Origin of the sequence: Rathayibacter sp. VKM Ac-2928, from assembly GCF_022815545.1 — a bacterium.
Lineage (GTDB): Bacteria > Actinomycetota > Actinomycetes > Actinomycetales > Microbacteriaceae > Rathayibacter > Rathayibacter festucae.
Genome location: NZ_JALGRU010000002.1, coordinates 785654 through 807247 on the forward strand (window position 1 = coordinate 785654; position 21594 = coordinate 807247).

The window sequence follows — 21594 nt, forward strand, 5'->3', positions numbered from 1 at the left end:
ACCCGCCTTCAGGCGGCCACGATGCTTCTCGACCGCCGAGCGGTACGGTTGTGTCATGGACGTCAAGCAGGCCGCCGAGCGACTCGGGGTGACTCCGCGCCGCGTGGTGGCGCTGATCGCTGCCGGCCGGATCGAGGCGACGAAGGTCGGCCGCCGCTGGGAGGTCACGGAGGTGTCCGGCGCACGTTCGCGCCGTCCGCTCTCCGTCAGGTCGCGGCAGTCGCTGGCGCACGCCCTGCACGAGCGGACCCTGTCGGGCCTCGAGGGGCAGGAGCTCGCCAGGACGGCCGCGCGCATCCGTCGGCTCCGCGCGTCGCAGGACCCCGCAGGGTTGCTGGCGGACTGGTGGGGTGGAGAGGTGGAGTCCGGGCTCGTCGACTTCGGCACCAATCTCGTGCAGCACGCGCTCCACGGTGATCCCGACTACGTGCGGGAGGCTCTGCACCGACCGCGACGCGAGTACCTCCGGCGCCCGGAGGATCTGGCGGATGTCGTCGGCTCGGAACGACGCATCATGGGACTCTCCATCGACGACCTCGCGCGAACCGCGGACGTGGAGGTCTCCGACGTCCGACGCCTCGAACGCGGGCTGCCTGTGTCGCGGCCCTCGACCACGCGACGTGTACTGGACGCCCTGAACGTCGAGCCGACCGCACTTCCCGATCTGGTGCTGCGATGACGGAACGACTCGAAGCGTGGCTCGAAGGCAGACATGCCGGGCGGTTCACCCGCGACGCCGACGGCAGGATCGGCTTCAGCTACTCCGACGACGCACCGTCGACGCCGATCTCCCTGTCGCTGCCGCGCGAGGGCACGACGACGCGCGCGGCGGCGGCGAGGTTCCTCGACAACCTGCTGCCCGACCAGGAGCACACGCGACGCCGGATGGCACAGGCGTACGGTGTCGCGAGCACGGGGACGTTCGATCTCCTGCGCACGGTCGGCGGTGACGTCGCCGGCGGCCTGGTGCTCCTCCCGGACGGCGAGGCACCGCCGACGGGACTGGCGCAGCTCAATCCCGCTCTCGATCGGGACGTCGCCGATCGCATCAACAGCATCAAGCTCGATCCGGACGCCTGGGTGCCACGCCAGACTCCGGCGCGCTTCTCCCTGGCGGGAACGCAGGGCAAGTTCGCCCTGGCTCGAGTGGACCGGAACTGGTACTGGTCGAACGCCGCCGTGCCCTCCACGCACATCGTCAAGCCCGCGCGCCCGGAGCATCTCCACCTCGAGGAAGCGGAAGCGGCCGCGCTGACACTGGCTGCGGAGGCCGGCCTCCCGGCTCCCCGAGCGGCCGTCCTGCAGATGACGGATCAGACGGCGTTCGTCGTGGAGCGCTTCGACCGCGTCTTCGACGACACCGTGTTCGCGACACGACTCCACGCCGAGGATCTCGCCCAGGCGCTGGGCGTCGACGTTGCACGGAAGTACTCCGTGACGGCCGCGCAGATCGTGGAGAAGCTCCGGTCGGTCGACGCGACCGGCGGGGTAGTGCGCGCCTTCCTCCGGCAGCTGGCCTTCAACGTCCTCCTCGGGAACGCTGACGCGCATGCCAAGAACTACTCCGTCCTCCTCCGGCCCGACGCCGTCAGCCTCGCCCCGATCTACGACGCGGTTCCGACCGGCCTGTACCCGGCGTTCGATCAGGAGCTGGCGATGCGCATCGCCGGCGCGCGGTTCCCGCAGGCGGTGACGCAGAACCACTGGCGGAAGCTCGCGAGGACCTCGGGGATCGACGAGGAGGAGGTCGTCACTCTCGTGGAAGAGGTGGCGCGCGGCGTCGCCGCGAGGAACGACACCGCGTGGAGAACTCTCGACGACGATCAGGCGACGCTTCTGAAAGAGACCGTGGAGCGCAACGTCGCCGTCGCGCTGGCACGGCCCCGCCGGGCGACGACCTAGGCGATGCGGATCAGCTTCTTGTTGACGAACTCCTCGAGGGCGCTGCGGCCCATCTCGCGGCCGGTGCCGGAGCGCTTGACGCCGCCGAAGGGGAGCTCGGCCGCGTCGCCGAGGACGAGGTTGATCCAGACCATGCCGGCGTCGATGCGGTCGGCCAGGCGGAGGGCCTGCTCCGAGTCGGTCGTGTAGAGGTAGGAGCCCAGACCGTAGGGGGTGTCGTTGGCGAGCGCGATCGCCTCGTCCTCGTCGTGCACGCGGTAGAGCGCGGCGACGGGGCCGAAGAACTCCTCGCGGTAGGCGTTCATCTCGGGGGTGACGTCCTCGAGGACGGCCGGCGGGAAGAAGTTGCCGGTGACCTCGCCGCTGGCGCGGACGGTCGCGCCCTGCTCGCGGGCGACGGCGAGCTGCTGCTCGAGGCGCTCGGTCGCGGCGGCGGAGGAGAGCGGGCCGAGGAGGGTCCCCTCGGCGAACGGGTCGGCGGGCCGGGCGGCGGTGAAGGCCGCGGTGAACTTCTCCGCGAACGCGTCGTAGAGCGCGTCGATCACGATGAAGCGCTTGGCGGCGTTGCAGGACTGGCCGTTGTTGTCCAGGCGCGCGGCGACCGCGTCCTCGACGGCCTTGTCGAGGTCGTCGGTGGAGAGCAGCACGAACGGGTCCGAGCCGCCCAGCTCGAGGACGACCTTCTTGAGGTTCCGGCCGGCGATCTCGGCGACGGCCGCTCCCGCGCGCTCGGAGCCGGTCACGGAGACGCCCTGCACCCGCGGGTCGGCGATGACGGTCGCGGCCTGGTCGTTGCTCGCGTAGAGGTTGACGTAGACGCCGGCGGGGGCGCCGAGCTCCTCGGCGGCGGTGCGGAAGATGTCGGCGATGGCGGCGGCCGACTCCGGGCACTGCGGCGCGTGCTTGAGCAGGATCGTGTTGCCGTTCACCACGTTCGGGCCGGCGAAGCGGGCGACCTGGTAGTAGGGGAAGTTCCAGGGCATGATCCCCAGCAGCACGCCCAGGCCCGAGCGGCGGACGAACGCCGAGCCGGCGCCGTCGGCCAGCGCGATCGGCTCGTCCTTCAGGAACTCCTCGCCGTTCTCCGCGTAGTAGCGGTAGATGTCGGCCGCGAAGCCGACCTCGCCCTGCGCCTGGTCGAGCGGCTTGCCCATCTCGCGGACGATGATCTCGGCGAGGGCGCCGGCGCGCTCGACGTGCAGGTCCGCGACGCGGGCGATCAGCGCGGCGCGGGTGGCGACGGGCACGGTGCGCGACCAGGTGGAGTACGCGTCGTGGGCCGAGGCGATCGCGTCGGCGAGCTCGGCGTCGGTGATGCCGCGGTACTCGCTCAGCGTCTCGCCCGAGGCCGGGTCGATGACGGCGTAGCTGCTGCTGCTCATGCGGGGAGTGCTCCTTCACGGTCGCGGGCCGGCGCGGTCGCGTCGGCGGTGTCGTGCTGTGTCTCGGCGTCAGCGGAGTCCTCGTCGAGGATCTCCTGCGCCAGGCGCCGGCCGACGCGGATCGCGCCGTCGACGTGCTGGTAGCCCTCGGCCGCGAGGTCGCTCGAGCCGAAGCGGAGCGGGCCCACCGGCTCGAGCTGCAGCGCGCCGTAGCGGGTCAGTCCGCCGAGGTCGAAGCTCGCGGCGTACGCGCCCTGCGTCCACTCCTCCGACGCCCAGTCGCTCTCGTAGTAGACGACGGGGTCGAGCGCGGCCGGGCCGTAGTAGGCGGCGAGCGAGTCGAGGATCGCGGCCTTCCGCTCGGCCTCGGGCAACGCGAGCACTCGGTCGGCCTTCTCGTCCGAGACGAAGCCGACGAGGGTGCCGCGCTCCTCCCCCGCGTTGGAGTTGTCGTAGGCCTCGTGCACGAGAGCGTGCGGGCTGAACGCGGTGCCGGAGAGGCCGTCGGCGCGCCAGAACGGGGTCGCGTAGGTCGCGTGCACCTTGATCACGAGGCCGAGGGACTGGTGCTGGAGCGCCTGCTGGCGGAGCCGGGGCAGCGGCGGGTCGAAAGTGATCCGGTTGACGAGGTTCGGCGGCACGGCGACGATCGCGCGGCGGGCCCGCACGGTGACGCCGTCGGCGCGGACGGTCACGCCGTCGTCGCCGTGCTCGACGGAGCGGACCGGCCGGCCGAGCAGCACGCGCTCGGCGCCCACGCGCTCGGCGAGCCGCTCCGGGACCTGCTGGAGCCCGCCGAGGACGCGCTTGTCGAGGATGAAGTCGGCGTCGACGAGGTTGCCGAAGCTGCCCGCACTCGCCGCCATCAGCAGGGCCTGCAGCAGCGAGAAGGAGTGCGCGGGCTTGGTGAGCATGGCGTCGGCGATGAAGAGCGCGATGTTCGCGCGGGCCTCGGCGTCGTCGCTCTGCGCCTCCAGCCAGGCGCTGAAGCTGATCCGGTCGTAGTCGTGGGCCCGCGGGTGCGACCACGGCGCGGACGGGTCGGTCTCGGCGACGAGGCCGTCGAGGATCCCGATCAGGCGCTCGATCTCGGCCTCGGTGCTCGCACCGCCGGGGAAGATGTCGCCGGTGAAGCGCCGGGCGCCGCCGTCGGCGCCGATGTAGACGCTCTCGCCCTCGCGGTAGCGGGAGTAGGTGTCGAGGCCGAGCTCGTCGAGCGTCTCGAGGAGGGCGGTCTGATCCGGCGAGACCCACTGGCCGCCGAGCTCGAGCATCTGGCCGTCGACCACGCGGGTCTCGAGGCGGCCGCCGACGCGCTCGCGCGCCTCGAGGACGACGACGCGGCGGCCCTGCTCCTGCAACCGGAGGGCGGCGGTCAGGCCGGTGGCGCCGGCGCCGATCACGACCACGTCGCAGTCGAGATCGGATTCGAGGGCGGTCGCGCTGGACTCCACCACGCTGTGCATGACAACTCTTTCCGTCGGTGATCCCCGCTTTCGACGAGGGATTGCGAACAATTCTGGCACAGCAACGGTGGAGAAGGGCAGTCCGGGACGCGACGGATCGGTCTTTCCCGCAATACATAGGCGTGCTATGTTTAAGCACGTGCTCGAACCCTCCGCCCCCGTCCGCCTCGCCTCCGCCGCCACCGCGCTCGCGCGGTACGCCGGCCGCTCCAGCGGCGCCACCGGGCTCGGCGCGCAGTCCGGCGCCGTCTGGTCGACGCTCGCCGAGCTGCGCACCGCCTCCCCGATCCGCCTCGGCGAGCTCGCCGAGCGCGTCCGGGTCACCCAGCCGACGATGACCGGCATCATCGCGCGCCTCGACGAGGCCGGCTGGATCCGCCGCGTGCACGACGAGAGCGACGGTCGCGCCTGGCTGATCGAGGGCACCGAGGCGGGAGCCGCGGCGCTCACCGAGCACCGCCTCCGCCTCGACACCGCCCTCGCCCCGCTGTTCGACGACCTCGACGACGACGACCGCCGCGCCCTCGAGCGCGCCGCGGCCCTCGTCGAGGAGCGCGTCCTGCGCGTCGCCGGCGGTCCCGCCTCCTGACTCCCCTTCCCCGCACGACCCCTCCCCCGAAAGGCCCCTCCGTGTCCACTCCCCACTCCCCCGCCGCGGGCGGCTCGATCCTCCGGCAGCCGCTCGCCGTCTGGGCCGTCGCCTTCGCCGCCGTCATCGCCTTCATGGGCATCGGCCTCGTCGACCCGATCCTCCCGGCCATCGCCGAGAGCCTCGAGGCGACGCCGACCGAGACCTCGCTGCTGTTCACCAGCTACCTCGTGATCACCGGCGTCGTGATGTTCTTCACCAGCTGGCTCTCCAGCCGCATCGGCGCGAAGAAGACGCTGATGATCGGCCTGGTGCTGATCGTCGTCTTCGCCGCGCTCGCCGGCACGGCCGGCAGCGTCGAGGGCGTCATCGGCTTCCGCGCCGGCTGGGGCTTCGGCAACGCGCTCTTCATCTCGACCGCGCTCTCGACGATCGTCGGCGCGGCCAGCGGAGGCTCCTCCGCCGCGATCGTGCTCTACGAGGCCGCGCTCGGCGTCGGCATCGCGATCGGCCCGCTGCTCGGCGGCCTGCTCGGGTCCGTCTCCTGGCGCGGACCGTTCTTCGGCACGGCGGTGCTGATGGCCGTCGGCTTCATCGCCATCGCGACCCTGCTGCGCGAGGACGGCCCGCGGCCGACCCCGACGCCGCTCTCCGCGCCGTTCAAGGCGCTGGCCGTGCCCGCGATCCGCACCCTCGCCGGTGCCGCACTGTTCTACAACATCGGCTTCTTCGTGCTGCTGGCCTACACGCCGTACCCGCTCGGGCTGGACGAGATGGGCCTCGGCTTCACCTTCTTCGGCTGGGGCCTCGGCGTCGCGATCACCTCGGTCTTCGTCGCTCCGCTGCTGACCGCGCGGCTGCCGCGCACCGTCGTGCTCCGCTCGGTGCTGGTGCTGCTCGCGCTCGACCTCGTCGCCGGCGGACTGCTGATCTCCTCGCGGGTCGGCCTGATCTTCTGCATCATCGTCGGCGGCCTGCTGCTGGGCGTCGTCAACACCGTGCTCACCGAGTGCGTGATGGAGGCGACCGACCTGCCCCGCTCCGTGGCCTCGTCCTCCTACTCGGGCGTCCGCTTCCTCGGCGGCGCGATCGCCCCGCCGGCCGCCTCGGCGCTGGCCGCGGCGATCTCGCCGGCCTTCCCGATGTACGCGGCGGCGGGCGCGGTGCTGATCGCCTCGCTGATCGTGTTCCTCGGGCGGCGGACGCTGGCGCGCGCGGACGCGCACGGCCAGGAGTCGGAGGCCGTCGAGGCCCAGTCGATCGCCATCGGCGAGAGCCTCTGACGGTGCTCACCAGGAGGGGCGTCCCTGCCGCCCCTCCCGCAGTCGACTCCTCGACGTGACCGGGTCCCGCGGAGCGTCTCGCGTTCGCTGCGCGGAATCGCTTGGCACGCGATTCCGCGGGATGCTCTTGCGCCCTGCTTGCGGAGATGCTCCGAACGGAGCAGTGGCTGGGCACGGGTGCCGCTGTGAGGGCCGCTCATGCTGATCGAGCAGGCCGCGCAGCGGGCGTATCGGGATCCACCGTCGTCCGGGCTCGGGCCGTCAGGGCGCGACCTCGAACATCCGGGGGCGCAGCGGCGCCGTGCGCGGGTCCGCGGCGCAGGCGGCGAGGGCGGCCGCCAGCACGCCGGGGGCGGGCCGCGCCTCGCGGACGTAGACGTCGACGCCCGCCGGGGTGAACGGCGTGCGGGCGAAGCGGGTCAGCGCCCAGCCGGCCTCCTCGTCGGCGGCGACGAAGGACCAGCGGCTGCGGGCCAGCAGCGTCAGCGGCTCGACGCCCCGCCAGCGGAAGCCGTCGGGATCCGCGGGGTCGGGGGCGTCGATCCCGACCACGTAGCGCGTCGAGCGGCGGCCGCGCCAGCTGACCACGTCGCCGACCTCGCCGCCGGGCAGGGGCGCGTAGGTGATCGCCACCCCCTCGCGCCCCCGCCACAGCGGCAGGCTCGAGCCGCGCACGAACCAGGTGCCGGTCGCCAGCGCGGCGCGGTCGATCGCGGGAGCGTCGATCACGGCAGCGCGTGCTTCACGTTGGAGCGGGCCAGCGCGATCGCCTCGCCCGCGCCGCCGTTCATCACCATCTTCGACATCGCCAGTGCGAAGCCCTTCACCTGGGCGCCGGTGACCGTCGGCGGCAGCGAGAGCGCGAGCGGATCGGTGACCACGTCGACGAGCACGGGCCCCGGGTCGGCGAGCGCCTCGCGCAGCGCGGACTCCACCTCGCGCGGGTCCTCGACCCGGATCCCCCGGATGCCGACCGCCGTCGCGACCTGCGCGTAGTCGACCATCGGCACGTCCACCGCGAAGTCCGGGAAGCCGTCGACGAGCATCTCCACCTTCACCAGCCCGAGCGTCGAGTTGTTGAACACGACGATGGTCACCGGCAGCTTGTAGGCCGCGACCGTCACCAGCTCTCCCATCAGCATCGAGAGCCCGCCGTCGCCGCTCAGCGAGACGACCTGGCGGCCGGGCTGCGCCATCTGGGCGCCCACGGCGTGCGGCAGCGCGTTCGCCATCGAGCCGTGCGAGTACGAGCCGAGCAGGCGCCGGCGCCCGTTCGGCGTGATGTAGCGCGCCTGCCAGACGTTGCCCATGCCGGTGTCGGCGGTCACGATCGCGTCGTCGGCGAGCAGCGCGTCCAGCGTCGACGCGACCAGCTCGGGGTGGATCGGCTGCTTGGTGGCGACCTCGGTGTACTTGCCGACCACGCCGGTGACGAGCTTCTCGTGCTTCTTCAGCATCCGGTCGAGGAAGCGGTGGTCCTTCCGCTTCACCAGCGGGGCCAGCGCGTCCAGGGTCGTGGCGACGTCGCCGTGCACGGGATGCGCCACGCTCACCCGGCGGCCGAGCTTGGAGGCGTCGCTGTCGACCTGCGCGATGACGACCTTCGACGCGTCCGGCAGGAACTGCTCGTAGGGGAAGTCGGTGCCCAGCAGGATCAGGAGGTCGGCGTCGTGCATGCCCGCGTGGGCGGCGCCGTAGCCGAGCAGCCCGGTCATGCCGACGTCGTAGGGGTTGGCGTACTGGATCCACTCCTTGCCGCGCAGGCTGTGCCCGATCGGCGCTCCGACGAGCTCGGCGAAGGCGACGACCTCGTCGTGCGCGTCCCGCACGCCGGCGCCGGCGAAGATCGCGACCGTCTTCGCCTCGTCGATCGCCTGCGCGAGAGCGCGGACGTCGGCCGCGGCGGGCACCAGGGCCGGCCGCTCCGGCAGCACGAAGGACGGGAAGTCGCCCTCCGCCTCGAACTCGGCGACGTCGCCCGGGAGGGTCACCACGGCCACGCCGCGGAGGGCGACGGCACTGCGCATCGCCGCGTTGACGACCCGCGGGGCCTGCGCCGCGGTGGAGACCAGCTCGCGGTAGTGCGAGCACTCGACGAAGAGGCGGTCGGGGTGCGTCTCCTGGAAGTAGCCGGAGCCGATCTCGCCGCTCGGGATGTGGCTCGCGATGGCGAGCACGGGCGCACCCGAGCGGTGCGCGTCGTAGAGGCCGTTGATCAGGTGCAGGTTGCCGGGGCCGCAGCTCCCGGCGCAGACCGCCAGCTTCCCGGTGATCTGCGCCTCCGCGCCGGCCGCGAAGGCGGCTGCCTCCTCGTTGCGGACGTGGATCCAGTCGATCCCGCCCTTCGCCGAGCCGCCGCTGCGGCGCACCGCGTCGACGATCGGATTGAGCGAGTCCCCGACGATCCCGTAGATCCGGGCGACCCCGGCGTCGATGAGCTGGGCGATGAGCTGGTCTGCGACGGTCTTCTGAGCCATGACTCCATTCGACTCCACCCGGCTGGACTTCGCCTGCCCCTCGCGGGGCCTTGCCCGGCGCCGACGATCGGAGTAGCGGACCGCACCGCACAGGGGGTGCCCCGGCGGGCCCCGCCACCCCTACCCTGGAGCCGACCCCGTCACCGCCGTCTGGAGCCTCCGATGAACCGCCGCCGTTCCGCCCTCGTCCTCGCCGCCGCCGCGGCCCTCGCCCTCGGCCTCACCGGCTGCTCGGGGATCAACAGCATGATGGGCGGCGAGACCCGGGACGACACCTCGGGTGAGATCGTCGACGGCGGCACGACCGACGTCTTCCAGCTCCGCGTCGGCGACTGCCTGAACGACGAGCTGAGCGAGACCGCGACCGAGGTCACCGACGTCCCGACCGTGCCGTGCTCCGACGCGCACAGCTACGAGGTCTTCCAGAACATCACGATGGCCGACGCCGACGAGTACCCCGGCGAGACGGCGACCACCGAGCAGGCCGACTCCGAGTGCCAGGCCGCGTTCGAGGGCTTCGTCGGCCTCAGCTACGAGGAGTCGCAGTACGACTTCAGCTACTACTACCCCACCCAGGAGAGCTGGGACGGCGGCGACCGCGTCATCAACTGCCTGATCACCGACCCCGCGGGCCCCAGCACCGGCACCCTCTCGGGCGCCGCCGCCTGACCCTCCCCGCGAGATGCCACTTGTGCACGCCTTTCACGGCGTGTCGCGTACCCAAGTGGCATCTCGCGGCGGGGATCAGCTCTCGCGGGCCGGCAGGGGGCGGGGGAAGAGGGTCAGGAGCAGGCCCGAGGCGATCCAGACGGTGGCGATGCCGAGGATGAGCCAGCCGGCGTCGAGGCCGGAGGCGGCGCCCGCGAGGGCGGCACCGACCGCGGCGGCGGCGGCGCGCAGGCCCGCGCCGATGGTGAAGACCTGGGAGCGGACGGCGGCCGGGCTCTCCTGATCGCGCAGCAGCAGCATCGCGGCGTTCGCGGGCGCGGTGAAGACTCCGGCGACGGCGAACGCGACGAGGGCCACGACGATCCCGAGGTCGGGCGCGGCGGCGAGCAGGGCGACGCCGGTCGCGGCGAAGCCCGCCCCCATCGCCCAGGCCGGCGGGCGGTGCGTCCAGCGCCGCACGGCGACCGCGATCGCACCGAGCAGCCCGCCGACGGCGAACGCGGTGAGCAGCCCGGCCGCCGCCGCGGTGCTGCCCACCCGCTCGAGCGACAGGCCGATCGCGGCGACGCCGGCCGCACCGCCGCCGATCTGGCTGATCGTCCCGGAGAGGGTGACGATCGCGATCGGCCGGTGCCGCACGAGGTGGGTGACACCGGCCGCGATGGTGCGCCGGACGCCGACGGTGGGGGTCGGCCGCGCCTCCATCCGCAGGGCGAGCGAGCCGAGGACGCCGACGAGCGCGAGGGCGGCCATCGCGAGCATGGCGAAGCGGGCCGAGGCGACGGCGATCACCAGCCCGGCGATCGCGGGGCCGCCGATCGAGGCGACGGTGTAGGACAGCGAGTCCTGGGCGTAGGCGCGGCGCGGGTCGGCGATCGCGCTGGTCACGAAGCTCGACATGCCGCCCATGTAGACCGGGGTCGCCAGGCCCGCGATCACCAGGAGCAGCGCGATCAGCGCCGTCGGCACGTCGCCGAGGAAGGACGCGAGCGCGAAGGAGGCGGCGGTGGCGAGCGCCGCGCCGACCAGCAGCCGCCGCGGCGAGCGCACCCGGTCGAGCACGGTGCCGACCAGCGGAGCGGCGATCACGCTCGGGAACAGGGCGGCGCCGGTCAGCAGCCCGCCGAGCGCGACGTCGTCGAGGCGCTCGACGGCCAGGACGGGCAGGGCGACGACCATGCCCGCGCTCGCGAGGCGCAGGGGGATCGAGGCGGTCAGGTAGGTGGCGGCGCTCATGCGGCTCGGGAGGACATCGCCTCCCATTTTTCCACGCTCTCGAGGGCCGACTGCCCGGCCGCGGCGATCAGGGCAGCAGGATCACCTTGCCGTCGAGCGTCCGCGACTCCGCGAGCTCCATCGCCGCCACGATCTCCGTGAGCGGGAAGCGCGCCGCGATGTTGGCGGTGAGCGAGCCGTCCGCGAGCAGCGCGAGCACGCGGCCCAGGTCCTCCTCGAGCCGCGCGCGGAACCGGGCGGGACGGAGCGAGTGCCCGGACCAGAGGTCGTAGAAGACGGCGCGCTTCCCGTTCGGCGCCAGCTGGTACGCCTGCACGCGGGCGAGCTGCTTCAGGAACGGCGGCCAGATGCTGCCGGTGCTCGCGCTGACGATCGCGTAGGCGACGAGGGTGCCGCCGGGCGCGAGCAGCGACCAGGCCAGGCGGGTGGTCTCCCCGCCGATGTTGTCGAAGACGGCGTCCACGCCGCCCGGTGCGAGCTCGCGGACGCGGGCGGCGAGCTCCGGGTCGGCGTAGTCGACCGGCTCGACGCCCGCCGCGCGGAGGGCGTCGTGGTGCCGCGGCGAGGCGGCGCCGATCACCCGGATGCCCTCGAGTGAGGCCAGCCGGTGCACGAGGCCGCCGACGCCGCCGTTCGCCCCGAATAAAAGGATCGTGTCGCCGCGGGAGAGCCGGGCCGAGCGGTGCAGCATCTGCCAGGCTGTCACTCCGCTCACCACCACGGCCTCGGCGTCCTCCGGCGCGACGCCCTCGGGGACGAGGACGCAGTCGCGCGCGGCGACCCGGGCGTGGCCGGTCCAGCCGCCGGTCTTGGTGAGGGCGGCGACACGGCGGCCCTCGAGCGAGGCGTCGCCGCCGGGGCCGACCGCGAGCACCCGGCCGACGAGGTCGTAGCCGGGCGTGAACGGGAAGGCGGGCTGGGCGAAGTAGCGGCCGCGGCGCATGGACTGCTCGGCGAAGGAGATGCCGGTGGCCTCGACGGCGACGAGCAGCTCGCCGGCCGCGGGCGGCTCGACCGGCGCCTGCTCGAGGAGCAGTCCGGACGGCTCGACGAGCCCGGGGAGGACGACGCGGGTGGTGGTGAGCGGGAGGGCGGTGGTCATGGGGTGCTCCTTGGGGTAGGTGTGAGTGACTGGACAGTCACTTCTTTTGATTCGAGAAAGGAAGTCCATGCTGATCGAGTAGCCCGCGCCGCGGGCGTATCGAGATCCACCAGCGTCAGAGGCCGAGTCTGCAGGTCCGCCCTGCTGACGACCGTGGGTCTCGATACGCCCCTGCGGGGCTACTCGACCAGCAGGTGGCGGCTCGCCGGCGCTCAGTCGTGGTGCCGGATGCCTGCGGAGACGATGCGCGCCCACTCGGAGTCGACGCCGCCGAGGTCGGTCTGCACGATCAGGTGGCAGAGCTGGCCGTAGGCGACGAAGCGCTGCACGGCCGGGCCGTCGGCGCCCGAGACGACGCTCACCGTGCGGACGACCGTCGAGATCCCGCGGCGCACCGCCTCGCGGATCTCCGGCACCCCGCTCGCGCTCTGCGCCTGCGACTGCAGCATGATCAAATCGCGGTCGGCGATCAGGTCGATGTAGGCGAGGGTCATCGCCTCGAGCCGGTCGGCCGGGTCCGACGAGACCGAGGCCTCCCCCGCTGCGGCGAGCGTCGATGCCACCAGCTCGTAGCAGCGGTCGACCGCGGCGACGAAGACGCCGAGCTTGCCCGGGAAGAGCCGGAAGACGTAGGCCGGCGAGACCCCCGCCTCCGACGCGACCTCGGTGATCGGGGTCGCGGAGTAGCCGGTGCGGGCGAAGACGTGCACGGCGGCCGCGGTGATCCGCTCGCGCTGGGCTTCTGCGGTGGAGCGAGGGGTCGTGGTCGGCATGTGACTGATCAAACACTTACAACGGGGCGGTGTCAAGAGGCGTCCGGAGCGGATCCCGGATCAGGACCGCTTCCGTCGCCCCTTCAGCGCGAGCTGCAGCGCCGCGAGGAGCAGCAGCGCGGCGAACAGCACGCCCGAGATCCGCGCGGGCAGGAGGAACGACAGCGCCACCCCGGCGAAGGAGAACCCCGTCGCGCAGAGCCCGACCACGAGCCCGGCCCGGACATCGAGCAGCCCGCGGCGCGCGTTCGCGATCGAGCCGCTGATCGCCGTCGGGATCATCGCGGCGAGCGAGGTGCCCTTGGCGAGCAGATCGGCGAGGCCGAACGCGCCGACGAGAACGGGCACGGCGATCGCGCCGCCGCCGATCCCGAAGAGCCCCGAGGCCACTCCCATCGCCAGGCCCAGCCCGCCGAAGCCGGGCCAGACGCCCCAGCCCTCGGCGACGTCGCCGGTCTCGTTCGAGCCGAACACCGCCATCCGCGCGGCCGCCGCGACCAGCAGGGCGACGAACAGCCAGCGGAGCACGCCGAGCGGCAGCCTCGCGAGCAGCCAGGAGCCGAGGATCGCGCCGATCATCGCGGCCGCGGCGATCACCGCGGCGGGGACCCAGGCGACCTGACCGCCCAGCGCGTAGCCGAAGGCACCGGCCACCGCGGTCGGCGCTATCGCGAGCAGCGAGGTCGCAGAGGCCCGGCGCTGGTCCATCCCGGCCCAGGCGATCAGCATCGGCACCATCACGATGCCGCCGCCGACGCCGAACGCGCCCGAGAGCACCCCGCCGATCGCGCCGATCAGCGCCAGCACGAGCATCGCCCTCGCGCGGAGGGCCTTCGGGCGGGTCGCCGGCGCGCTCGCCGCCGTCTCCGGGGCGGCCTGCGCGCTCGTCTCGTCCGTCACCCTTCCAGCCTGCCACCTGCGCCGTCGCACGGCGGAAACATGCGGTGCGTACCCTTCGTGATGCGTCGCCGGTGGGGGCCGGGCGATCGACGCGAGGAGGGGGCACCGTGCGTGCGACGCCGATCCGGGCCGCGTCCTGGCCGGCCGCGCTGGCGGTCCGTGCGGTCTTCGAGCGCGAGGCGCGGCGGACGGCCGCGGCGATGCTGCCGTTCGCTCCGGAGGGGATCCAGCGGGTCGCCGAGCCGATCCCGGCGCGTCCGGACGCTCCGGCCACGACGGCCGACGTCCTCCGCTCCGCGGGAGCCGGCTCGCGCCCGACCGTCGTCTGGATCCACGGCGGCGGCTGGGTCTCCGGCCACCGGCGCGACGTGGACCCCTACCTTCGCCTGCTCGCCGAAGCCGGCTACACCGTCGTCTCGCTCGACTACAGCCGCGGGCCCGAAGCGGTGCACCCGACCGCGCCGCGACAGCTCCTCGCCGCACTCGAGCACCTGCGCCGCAACGCCGGCCGCCTCGGGATCGCCCGCGACCGCCTCGTCCTGGCCGGCGACTCCGCGGGCGCGCAGCTCGCGAGCCAGCTCGCCACCGCGATCACGAACCCCTCCTACGCGCGCGCGGCCGGGCTCACGACGACCCTGCCCGTCGACGCCGTGCGGGCGGTGATCCTGCACTGCGGAGTCTTCGACCTCGCCGCCCTCGCCCGCGCCACCGGTCTCGCCGGCCGCGGGCTGCGCGCCGCCCTCTGGGCGTACACCGGCCGGCGGGCCTGGTGGACCTCCGACGCCGCCCGGTGGATGTCGACGATCGAGCACGTGACGCCGCGGTTCCCGCCGACGTTCCTCAGCGGCGGCAACGCCGACCCGCTCACCGCGCAGCAGTCGCGCCCGTTCGCGGCGCAGCTGCGCTCGCTCGGCGTCCCGGTCACGGCGCTGCTCTGGGGCGACGGGCACGAGAGCGAGCTCGGCCACGAGTACCAGTTCCACCTCGAGCTGCCGGAGGCGCGCGAGGCGCTGGAGCGGACCCTCGCGTTCCTGGCGCAGCAGACGGCGCGATGAGGCCCGCCTCCCTCCCGACCCTGGCAGTCCCCTGGGCAGCGGGGACTCCACCGTGACGTTCGCCGTGCACGCTCCGTCCTACCTCTGAACCGCCCGATCGACCGACCGGGCACCGAGACGAAAGAGGAGATCATGGCCGAGAGCACCGCGAACACCACGACGACGAACGGGACCGGACGCACGGTCATCGACGACGGCGTCATCGCGAAGGTGGCCGGCATCGCGGCCCGCGAGGTGCCCGGCGTGCACGCCCTCGGCAACGGCGCCGCCCGCGCCCTCGGCGCCATCCGCGGCGCGCTCGGCAACGACGACCGCGCCCAGGGCGTCAAGGTCGAGGTCGGCGAGCGCCAGGTCGCCGCCGACGTCACGATCGTCGCCGAGTACCCGGCCGCGCTCCAGGACGTGGCGGAGGGCGTGCGCTCCGCCGTCGGCCGTGCGATCCGCGAGATCGTCGGCATGGACGTCGCCGAGATCAACGTCACCGTGCAGGACGTCCACATCCCCGAGGACGACGCCCCCGAGGCCGAGCCGCGCGTCGCCTGATCACCCCGCACCACCCCTGACGCCCCGCGGTCGATCCGGCCGCGGGGCGTCTCGGTACGTCCGGCCCCGAAGCCGGCAGCGCCCCCTCACCCGCCCCACCCGCCCCCGACCGCGTCCCCCGCGCGGCACCGAACCCCTGGAGATGCGCATGGAGAACAACTGCGCCCGACCCCTCGACGTCGACGACGCCGTCGCGCTCATCGGAGTCCTCACCACCCTCGAGGTGCTCACCTCCGCCGGCCGCCTCGGCACCCCCGAGCTCGACTCCCTCCGGCACAGCCTCGCGCAGGGCGGCGCGGTCCTGCCCGGCGCCGACGACGTCGAGATCGCCGCCGCCCTCGCGGCCCTGAACGCGCGACTTCGCGACAGCATCTCCTAGCCGCCGACATCGGCTCTCCGCAAGAGCGTGTTTGTGACAGGCTTGTCAATGCGCGCCACTGCGCGACGATGAAGGAGCAGCCATGAGCGTCGGTCACTACGTGCTCTCGACCACCGGGCCGTTCGCGGACGAGACCGAGATCCTCGGCGTCTACTCCACCGAGTCCTGGGCACGCGAAGCGGCCGCCAGCTGGCTCGACGCCCTCGACCTCGAGGCCTTCCCGCAGTGCGTGATCGAGAACTGGAACGGGTCGCACCTGCTCCACCGCGAGGTCCTCGGCGGCCTCGGCCTCGACGACGACGGCTCGGCCGCCGGCACCGTCGAGGGCTGACCCTCAGCGTCCGCTGCTCGCCGCCCAGTGCGACGGGCGCTCGAAGTCCGGCGGCAGCGCCGTCCGCGCGTCGCCGCGAGTGCTGCTGACCTGCGCCTGCGTGAGGTAGATCGCCGTCGAGAGATCGGCCCCCGCCACGTCCGCGTCCCGCAGATCGGCGCCGAGGACGTCGCAGCCGCGGAGATCCGCGCCCCGGAGGTCTGCGGCGATCAGCAGGGAGCCGCGCAGGTCGGCACCCCGCAGATCGGCGCCCGCGAGGGCGGCCGCCACGAGGTCGGCACCGGGCTGCAGGCGCAGCCGGCCGTGCCGCCGCCGCCGCCGTGGGCCGTCGTTCCGCGCGGCCGCGCTCGCCGCGATCAGCAGCGGACGGGCGGCGCCGTACTCCGCGTCGACGTCGGCCGCGAGGATCGCGTCGGCGTCGGCGAGCGTCAGGGCGTGCACCGCCTCGAAGCGGACGCGCACCGCGTCCCGCAGGGCGGCGTCGACCCCGCGCAGGCCGAGGGCCACGTCGAGGTACCAGAGCAGCTCGTGCAGGCGGCGCATCAGCGGGAAGACCGCGAACATCCGCGCGCGCACCTCCGCGTCGCTGCGCCAGGAGACGCCGCCGAACGTCTGCATCGACACCTTCTGGCCCGCGCCGAAGCAGTCGAAGACGGTGCAGCCGGCGAAGCCCTCGGGGCGCAGCCGCCGGTGGATCGTGCAGGCGTCCTCGGTGTCGAGGTTCGTGCACGGCTCACCGGCCGGCTTGTCGACCGGGAAGTCGGCGGAGCGGGTGAACGCGAGGGCGACGCAGCAGAGGCCGAAGCAGTTGGCGCAGTCGGCGCCGAGATCCTCCCTGCGGCCGAGCTCGACGCGGGTGCGGGTGCCGGTCACGATCGCCGGCCCCTCAGTGCGACAGGGCGAGCACGCCGACGACGGCGGCTCCCAGTCCGACGAGGCCGAGCAGGCCGATGATGCTCTGCCCGACACCGAGGCCGGCCCGGACGACCGCGATCAGGGCGATGCCGGCGAGGGTCGCGACGTAGACGCCGACGCCGATCCGCAGCGCGACCACGTCGTCGATCCAGCCGAGGGCCGAGGCGATGAGCACCAGGACGGGGAGCGACGCGGAGGCGAGCGCGCCGCCGGCGATCCGGAGCATGACCCGCGCCTCCGCCGCGGTCGGGGTCGCGGCGTGGGCGACCTGGTGCGCGATCACGTCGGCGACGAAGCCGGCGGCCGAGATGCCGACGATCGCGATGACGAGGCTGCGCAGGGCGTGCGCGGAGTCCGCCTGCTCGTCGACGGCGTAGATCATCACGACGGCCAGCCCGGTGAAGGCGGCGTAGACCCGCTCCTTCAGCGCCTTGGCGACGACGTCGAGGGACCCGCCCTCCGCCGCCGCGCGCCGACCGGACGGCCCTCCCCCGCGCACGGCGCTCAGTACGACGCGGTGTCGACGCGGGCGGCGGAGGCGTCGCCTGCCTGGCGCGCGGTCAGGTCGCCGAGGATCGTCGCCGAGCCGCTGGTGCCGAAGCGGGTGACGCCGAGCTCGCGGAAGGCGAGGAGCGTGTCGAGGTCGCGGACGCCTCCCGAGGCCTTGACCTGGACGGCGTCGGAGACGGCGCCGCGCATCAGGCGCAGGTCGTGCTCGTTCGCGCCGCCGCCGCCGAAGCCGGTCGCGGTCTTGACGAAGTCGGCGCCCGCACGCTCGGCGGCCTCGCTGCCGGCGACGATCTGCTCGTCGTCGAGGTAGCTGGTCTCGAGGATGACCTTGACGACGTGGCCCTCGGCGGCGCCGACGACCGCGCGGACGTCGGCCTCGACGTCGTCGAGCAGTCCACTGCGCAGGCGGCCGATGTTGACGACCATGTCGAGCTCGACGGCGCCGTCGGTGAGGGCCTGCGTCGACTCCGCGACCTTCGCCGCGGTGGAGGTCGTGCCGTGCGGGAAGCCGATGACCGTCCCGACGAGGACGCCGGAGCCCTCGAGCCGGCGGACGGCGTGCGCGATGTCGGAGGGGCGCACGCAGACGCTGAAGACGCCGGCCGCGCGGGCCTCGTCGAGCTGCGCGTCGACCTCGGTGCGGGTCAGCTCGGGCTTGAGGATCGCGTGGTCGATGAGCGCCGCGATCTCGGCGACGGTCGGAAGGCTGCTTGTCATGCCCGCCATTTTACGCGGCGCCACGCGGCCGGATCTCGATACGCCCGCTGCGCGGGCTACTCGATCAGCATGCAACGGATCCCGTTCGCAGTGCGGCTCCGCCCATGCTGGTCGAGTAGCCCCGCCAGGGGCGTATCGAGACCCACCGTCACCGAGAGGTCTGCAAACCCCGTGCCCGGTCACGGTGGATCTCGATACGCCCGCTCCGCGGCCTCCTCGATCAGCATGCAGGGGCCCGCCGGCGTGTGCGAAGCGTCGCCATCCGTCTCGAACGGCTGCCTGAGAGCGGAAGAAGGAGCCGTTCGCGACGGATCACCGTCCGGAACAAGCCGCGCCAGCGGAACGCGCGAGCGAATCGGAGAATCGCGTGCCGAGCGATTCTCCGCAGCGGACGCAGGACGCTCTGCGGAACCCCACCACTTCGAGAAGCCGACTGCGGGAGGGGCGGCAGCGACGCCCCGACCCGGGAACGCCGAAAGGCCCCGCGATCTCGAGATCGTGGGGCCTTTCGGTGTTCACGCAGAAATGCGCGCGCCGCTTACCAGCTCGACTTGGTGATGCCGGGCAGCTCGCCGCGGTGGGCCATGTCACGGAAGCGGACACGCGAGATGCCGAACTTCGAGAGGTTGCCGCGGGGGCGGCCGTCGACGGCGTCGCGCGAGCGGACGCGGACGGGCGAGGCGTTGCGGGGGAGCTTCTGGAGGCCCGTGCGGGCGGCCTCGCGGGACTCGTCGGTCCCGGCGGGGTCGACGAGGGCCTTCTTCAGCTCGAGGCGCTTGGCGGCGTAGCGGTCGACGACCACCTTGCGCTGCTCATTGCGGGCGATCTTGCTCTTCTTGGCCATACTTAGCGCTCCTCGCGGAAGTCGACGTGCTTGCGCACTACGGGGTCGTACTTCTTGAGCACGAGACGGTCGGGGTCGTTGCGGCGGTTCTTCTTGGTCACGTAGGTGTAACCGGTTCCGGCCGTCGAGCGGAGCTTGATGATCGGACGGACGTCCTGCTGCTTGGCCATTAGATCTTCACCCCACGAGCGAGAACATCCTTCACGACGGACTCGATGCCACGGGCGTCGATGACCTTGATGCCCTTGGCCGACAGCGTCAGCGTGACGTTACGGCGCAGGGACGGGACGTAGTACGTCTTCTTCTGCACGTTCGGGTCGAAGCGGCGCTTGGTGCGCCGGTGCGAGTGCGAGATGGCGTGTCCGAAGCCGGGAACGGCTCCGGTCACCTGGCAGACTGCTGCCATGGTTTCCTCCATGTGTGGGTACCGTGGGCCACGCGCGGCACGAGGCCTCGCCCGACCCACCCAAGGTCACTTGTCGGCGCACCGCCCGCCTGTCGAGGAGGACCGGGGTCCCGCCCGGAGGGCAGCGCGCAAGAGCGTGCAGATGCACGCAACCCGAGTAGCTTAGGCGACACGCGCGCACCCTGCAAGACTCGCCGATGCTACGGTCGCTCCGGTGCACCGGGGGGTCCGGGTCGCCGCGGGGGGAATCATGGACGGCTCGAGGCCGGATGCACTGCGGCGCCGTGCGCTGCTGCTGGGGATCGCCTCCGCCGCCGCCGGCCTGGCCGGGTGCACGAGCGCCGCGCGGCTCACGCCGACCGCGACGCCGGTGGCCGCGACCACGACTCCCACTCCCACCCCCGCTCCCCCGCCGCGCCCCGTGCCGACCGCGACGGCGACGCCTGTGCCGATCCGCGCCCGCTTCCCGCTCCCGGAGGGCACGATCACCGAGCTGCCCGGCGACGGGAACCTGATGGCGTGGACGGTCGACGACGGAGCCGACACCGACGTCGTCGCCGCCTACACGCAGTTCGCGAAGGACACCGGCACCCGGCTCACCTTCTTCCTCAACGGGAAGTACGACTCGTGGACCGTGAACGCGCCGGCACTCGCGCCGCTCGTCGCGAGCGGGCAGGTGCAGCTCGCGAACCACACCTGGTCCCACGCCGACCTGACCTCGCTCTCGGACAACGGGATCCAGGAGGAGCTCGGCCGCAACGGCGACTTCATCCGCGCCACCTACGGGGTGGAGGCGGCACCGTTCTACCGCCCGCCGTTCGGCTACACCGACGCGCGCAGCCGGGCGGCCGCGGCGGCCGTCGGCTACACGGCGACGACGCTCTGGTACGGCTCACTCTCGGACTCGGGGCGGATCACGCCGGAGCAGCTGCTCGGCTTCGCGGACGAGTGGTTCCGGCCGCAGCGCATCGTGATCGGGCACGCGAACTTCGACCCGGTCACGACGGTCTACGCCCAGCTGGTCGACCTCCTCCGCGCCCGCTCCCTCGAGACGGTGACCCTCCGCGACGTCTTCGCCGTCTGACCCCTGTGCCCGTCGGCTCCGCGAGATGCCACTTGTGCACGCCTTTCACGGCGTGTCGCGTGCACAAGTGGCATCTCGCGGCGGGGATCAGAGGCGCAGGGTCGCGCGGGCGGCGGCGGTGATCGCGGCGGCGACGGCGTCGAGGCTCGGGGTGTGCAGGGACCACTGCTGCCAGTAGAGGGGGACGTCGACGGGGGCGCCGCCGAGGGGGACGAGGCCCGGCGCGCCGACGGGGGCCTGCAGCTCGGGGAGCATGCCCCAGCCGAGGCCCAGGCGCACGGCCTGCTCGAAGTCGGCCGAGCCGGGCACGCGGTGCTGCGGCGGGCGCGCCTCCACCCCGGCTGCAGCGAAGAACCGGGCCTGCAGGCGGTCCTTCTCGTCGAAGACGACGACGGGGGCGACGGCGAGCGCTGCCGCGTCCGGCCCCTCCGGGAACCAGCGCGCGGCGAAGGCGGGGGCGGCCATCGCCCGGTAGCGCATCACGCCGAGCGGGGCGACGGTGCAGCCGAGCACCGCCTCCGCCTCGGCCGTCACCGCGGCGAGGACGGTGCCGTCGCGCAGGAACGCGGTGGTGTGCTCCTGGTCCTCGCGGTGCAGCTCGACGACGACCTCGGGGACGGTCGCGAGCGCGGGCAGGACCCAGGTCGCGAGCGAGTCCGCATTGACGGCCATCGGCACGGTCACCGGTCCACGGCCCTCGCGCGCACCGCCGTCGAGCGCGCGGACGGCGTCCTCGGTGAGCAGCTCGATCTGGCGGGCCAGCCGGAGCAGGCCGGCACCCGCCTCGGTGGCGACGACGGGACGCGAGCGGACCAGCAGCACCCGCCCGGCCGCCGACTCGAGCGCTTTGATCCGCTGGCTGAGCGCGGAGGGCGTGACGTGCAGCTCGCGCGCGGCGGCGTCGAAGGAGCCGAAGCGCACCGCGGCAGCGAGGGCGCGGAGGCGGGCGAGGTCGAGGTCGTCGGTCAGCATCGGAGGTCCCATCAGTCGCGCTTACGGTACTGAAGGAGCGTGAGCTGGTCTACAGGCGC

General features: G+C 73.2%; 25 protein-coding genes. 10 read left to right on the forward strand and 15 right to left on the reverse strand.

The features are described from left to right. The first annotated feature begins 55 nt into the window (after positions 1 to 55). Positions 56 to 679: a helix-turn-helix domain-containing protein gene (locus tag MT350_RS11150; RefSeq protein WP_243600389.1), complete on the forward strand. Its 624-nt coding sequence runs from the start codon at positions 56 to 58 to the stop codon at positions 677 to 679. Next, positions 676 to 1902 carry a HipA domain-containing protein gene (locus MT350_RS11155; protein ID WP_243615913.1) on the forward strand — a complete coding sequence of 409 codons (1227 nt, stop codon included), beginning with the start codon at positions 676 to 678 and terminating at the stop codon, positions 1900 to 1902. The genes MT350_RS11150 and MT350_RS11155 overlap by 4 nt, the downstream gene beginning before the upstream one ends. Here the strand turns inward: MT350_RS11155 and MT350_RS11160 are convergent. Together MT350_RS11160 and MT350_RS11165 are read right to left on the reverse strand one after the other, a co-directional pair. Then, a complete protein-coding gene (locus MT350_RS11160) occupies positions 1899 to 3284 on the reverse strand; it encodes an NAD-dependent succinate-semialdehyde dehydrogenase (protein WP_243600387.1) in 1386 nt (461 codons plus the stop codon). The genes MT350_RS11155 and MT350_RS11160 overlap by 4 nt on opposite strands. Then, on the reverse strand, positions 3281 to 4750 hold the full coding sequence (locus tag MT350_RS11165; RefSeq protein WP_243600386.1) for an NAD(P)/FAD-dependent oxidoreductase: 1470 nt from the start codon (positions 4748 to 4750) through the stop codon (positions 3281 to 3283). The genes MT350_RS11160 and MT350_RS11165 overlap by 4 nt, the downstream gene beginning before the upstream one ends. 127 nt (positions 4751 to 4877) lie before the next feature. Between MT350_RS11165 and MT350_RS11170 the strand changes: the two genes are divergently transcribed. Together MT350_RS11170 and MT350_RS11175 are read left to right on the forward strand one after the other, a co-directional pair. Further along, entirely contained in the window at positions 4878 to 5339 is a 462-nt protein-coding gene (locus MT350_RS11170) for a MarR family winged helix-turn-helix transcriptional regulator (protein WP_243581054.1), read from the forward strand. Positions 5340 to 5380: 41 nt separating this feature from the next. Beyond that, positions 5381 to 6622 carry an MFS transporter gene (locus tag MT350_RS11175; protein WP_243615914.1) on the forward strand — a complete coding sequence of 414 codons (1242 nt, stop codon included), beginning with the start codon at positions 5381 to 5383 and terminating at the stop codon, positions 6620 to 6622. A 261-nt stretch (positions 6623 to 6883) separates the two neighbouring features. Here MT350_RS11175 and MT350_RS11180 read toward each other — a convergent pair whose 3' ends face one another. Together MT350_RS11180 and MT350_RS11185 are read right to left on the reverse strand one after the other, a co-directional pair. Then, entirely contained in the window at positions 6884 to 7351 is a 468-nt protein-coding gene (locus MT350_RS11180; RefSeq protein ID WP_243600384.1) for a hypothetical protein, read from the reverse strand. Further along, positions 7348 to 9099, reverse strand: coding sequence for a pyruvate dehydrogenase (locus tag MT350_RS11185; RefSeq protein ID WP_243615915.1), 1752 nt, complete (start codon positions 9097 to 9099; stop codon positions 7348 to 7350). Before MT350_RS11185 ends, MT350_RS11180 begins: the two co-directional genes overlap by 4 nt. 162 nt (positions 9100 to 9261) lie before the next feature. On the opposite strand from MT350_RS11185, the gene MT350_RS11190 reads away from it, so the two are divergent. Beyond that, a complete protein-coding gene (locus MT350_RS11190) occupies positions 9262 to 9768 on the forward strand; it encodes a septum formation family protein (protein ID WP_123444786.1) in 507 nt (168 codons plus the stop codon). Positions 9769 to 9843: 75 nt separating this feature from the next. On the opposite strand, the gene MT350_RS11195 is transcribed toward MT350_RS11190, so the two are convergent. The 4 genes from MT350_RS11195 to MT350_RS20465 all read right to left on the reverse strand — a co-directional run bounded on the left by MT350_RS11195 (position 9844) and on the right by MT350_RS20465 (position 13779). After that, positions 9844 to 11004, reverse strand: a complete 1161-nt coding sequence (locus MT350_RS11195) for an MFS transporter (protein WP_243615916.1) — start codon at positions 11002 to 11004, stop codon at positions 9844 to 9846. A gap of 67 nt (positions 11005 to 11071) precedes the next feature. Beyond that, positions 11072 to 12106 (reverse strand): medium chain dehydrogenase/reductase family protein, encoded by a 1035-nt coding sequence (locus tag MT350_RS11200; protein ID WP_243615917.1) that lies wholly within the window; start codon positions 12104 to 12106, stop codon positions 11072 to 11074. 212 nt (positions 12107 to 12318) lie between these two features. Then, positions 12319 to 12879, reverse strand: coding sequence for a TetR/AcrR family transcriptional regulator (locus MT350_RS11205; RefSeq protein ID WP_123734820.1), 561 nt, complete (start codon positions 12877 to 12879; stop codon positions 12319 to 12321). Positions 12880 to 12939: 60 nt separating this feature from the next. Beyond that, positions 12940 to 13779: a sulfite exporter TauE/SafE family protein gene (locus MT350_RS20465; protein ID WP_243615918.1), complete on the reverse strand. Its 840-nt coding sequence runs from the start codon at positions 13777 to 13779 to the stop codon at positions 12940 to 12942. Between the two features lie 107 nt (positions 13780 to 13886). Between MT350_RS20465 and MT350_RS11215 the strand changes: the two genes are divergently transcribed. The 4 genes from MT350_RS11215 to MT350_RS11230 all read left to right on the forward strand — a co-directional run bounded on the left by MT350_RS11215 (position 13887) and on the right by MT350_RS11230 (position 16087). Continuing rightward, positions 13887 to 14834, forward strand: a complete 948-nt coding sequence (locus MT350_RS11215; protein WP_243615919.1) for an alpha/beta hydrolase — start codon at positions 13887 to 13889, stop codon at positions 14832 to 14834. 132 nt (positions 14835 to 14966) lie between these two features. Continuing rightward, entirely contained in the window at positions 14967 to 15377 is a 411-nt protein-coding gene (locus MT350_RS11220; protein ID WP_123734818.1) for an Asp23/Gls24 family envelope stress response protein, read from the forward strand. Positions 15378 to 15525: 148 nt separating this feature from the next. Next, a complete protein-coding gene (locus tag MT350_RS11225; protein WP_123701598.1) occupies positions 15526 to 15756 on the forward strand; it encodes a hypothetical protein in 231 nt (76 codons plus the stop codon). A gap of 82 nt (positions 15757 to 15838) precedes the next feature. Then, a complete protein-coding gene (locus tag MT350_RS11230) occupies positions 15839 to 16087 on the forward strand; it encodes a hypothetical protein (protein ID WP_123444778.1) in 249 nt (82 codons plus the stop codon). Positions 16088 to 16090: 3 nt separating this feature from the next. On the opposite strand, the gene MT350_RS11235 is transcribed toward MT350_RS11230, so the two are convergent. The 6 genes from MT350_RS11235 to rpmB form a co-directional block, all read right to left on the reverse strand. Next, positions 16091 to 16960 (reverse strand): pentapeptide repeat-containing protein, encoded by an 870-nt coding sequence (locus tag MT350_RS11235; RefSeq protein ID WP_243615920.1) that lies wholly within the window; start codon positions 16958 to 16960, stop codon positions 16091 to 16093. Positions 16961 to 16973: 13 nt separating this feature from the next. Then, positions 16974 to 17501 carry a hypothetical protein gene (locus MT350_RS11240; RefSeq protein ID WP_123734816.1) on the reverse strand — a complete coding sequence of 176 codons (528 nt, stop codon included), beginning with the start codon at positions 17499 to 17501 and terminating at the stop codon, positions 16974 to 16976. A 5-nt stretch (positions 17502 to 17506) separates the two neighbouring features. After that, the gene (gene deoC / locus MT350_RS11245) at positions 17507 to 18229 is read right to left on the reverse strand and encodes a deoxyribose-phosphate aldolase (protein WP_243615921.1); all 723 of its coding nucleotides are present in this window, start codon (positions 18227 to 18229) and stop codon (positions 17507 to 17509) included. 538 nt (positions 18230 to 18767) lie between these two features. Further along, positions 18768 to 19073 carry a 30S ribosomal protein S14 gene (gene rpsN / locus MT350_RS11250; protein ID WP_123444774.1) on the reverse strand — a complete coding sequence of 102 codons (306 nt, stop codon included), beginning with the start codon at positions 19071 to 19073 and terminating at the stop codon, positions 18768 to 18770. A 2-nt stretch (positions 19074 to 19075) separates the two neighbouring features. Next, a complete protein-coding gene (gene rpmG / locus MT350_RS11255; protein WP_027692168.1) occupies positions 19076 to 19243 on the reverse strand; it encodes a 50S ribosomal protein L33 in 168 nt (55 codons plus the stop codon). Then, positions 19243 to 19479 (reverse strand): 50S ribosomal protein L28, encoded by a 237-nt coding sequence (gene rpmB / locus MT350_RS11260; RefSeq protein ID WP_056038148.1) that lies wholly within the window; start codon positions 19477 to 19479, stop codon positions 19243 to 19245. Before rpmB ends, rpmG begins: the two co-directional genes overlap by 1 nt. Positions 19480 to 19729: 250 nt before the next feature. On the opposite strand from rpmB, the gene MT350_RS11265 reads away from it, so the two are divergent. Next, the gene (locus MT350_RS11265; RefSeq protein ID WP_243615922.1) at positions 19730 to 20563 is read left to right on the forward strand and encodes a polysaccharide deacetylase family protein; all 834 of its coding nucleotides are present in this window, start codon (positions 19730 to 19732) and stop codon (positions 20561 to 20563) included. Positions 20564 to 20650: 87 nt separating this feature from the next. Here MT350_RS11265 and MT350_RS11270 read toward each other — a convergent pair whose 3' ends face one another. Next, on the reverse strand, positions 20651 to 21547 hold the full coding sequence (locus tag MT350_RS11270) for an ArgP/LysG family DNA-binding transcriptional regulator (RefSeq protein ID WP_243615923.1): 897 nt from the start codon (positions 21545 to 21547) through the stop codon (positions 20651 to 20653). Positions 21548 to 21594: the final 47 nt, after the last annotated feature.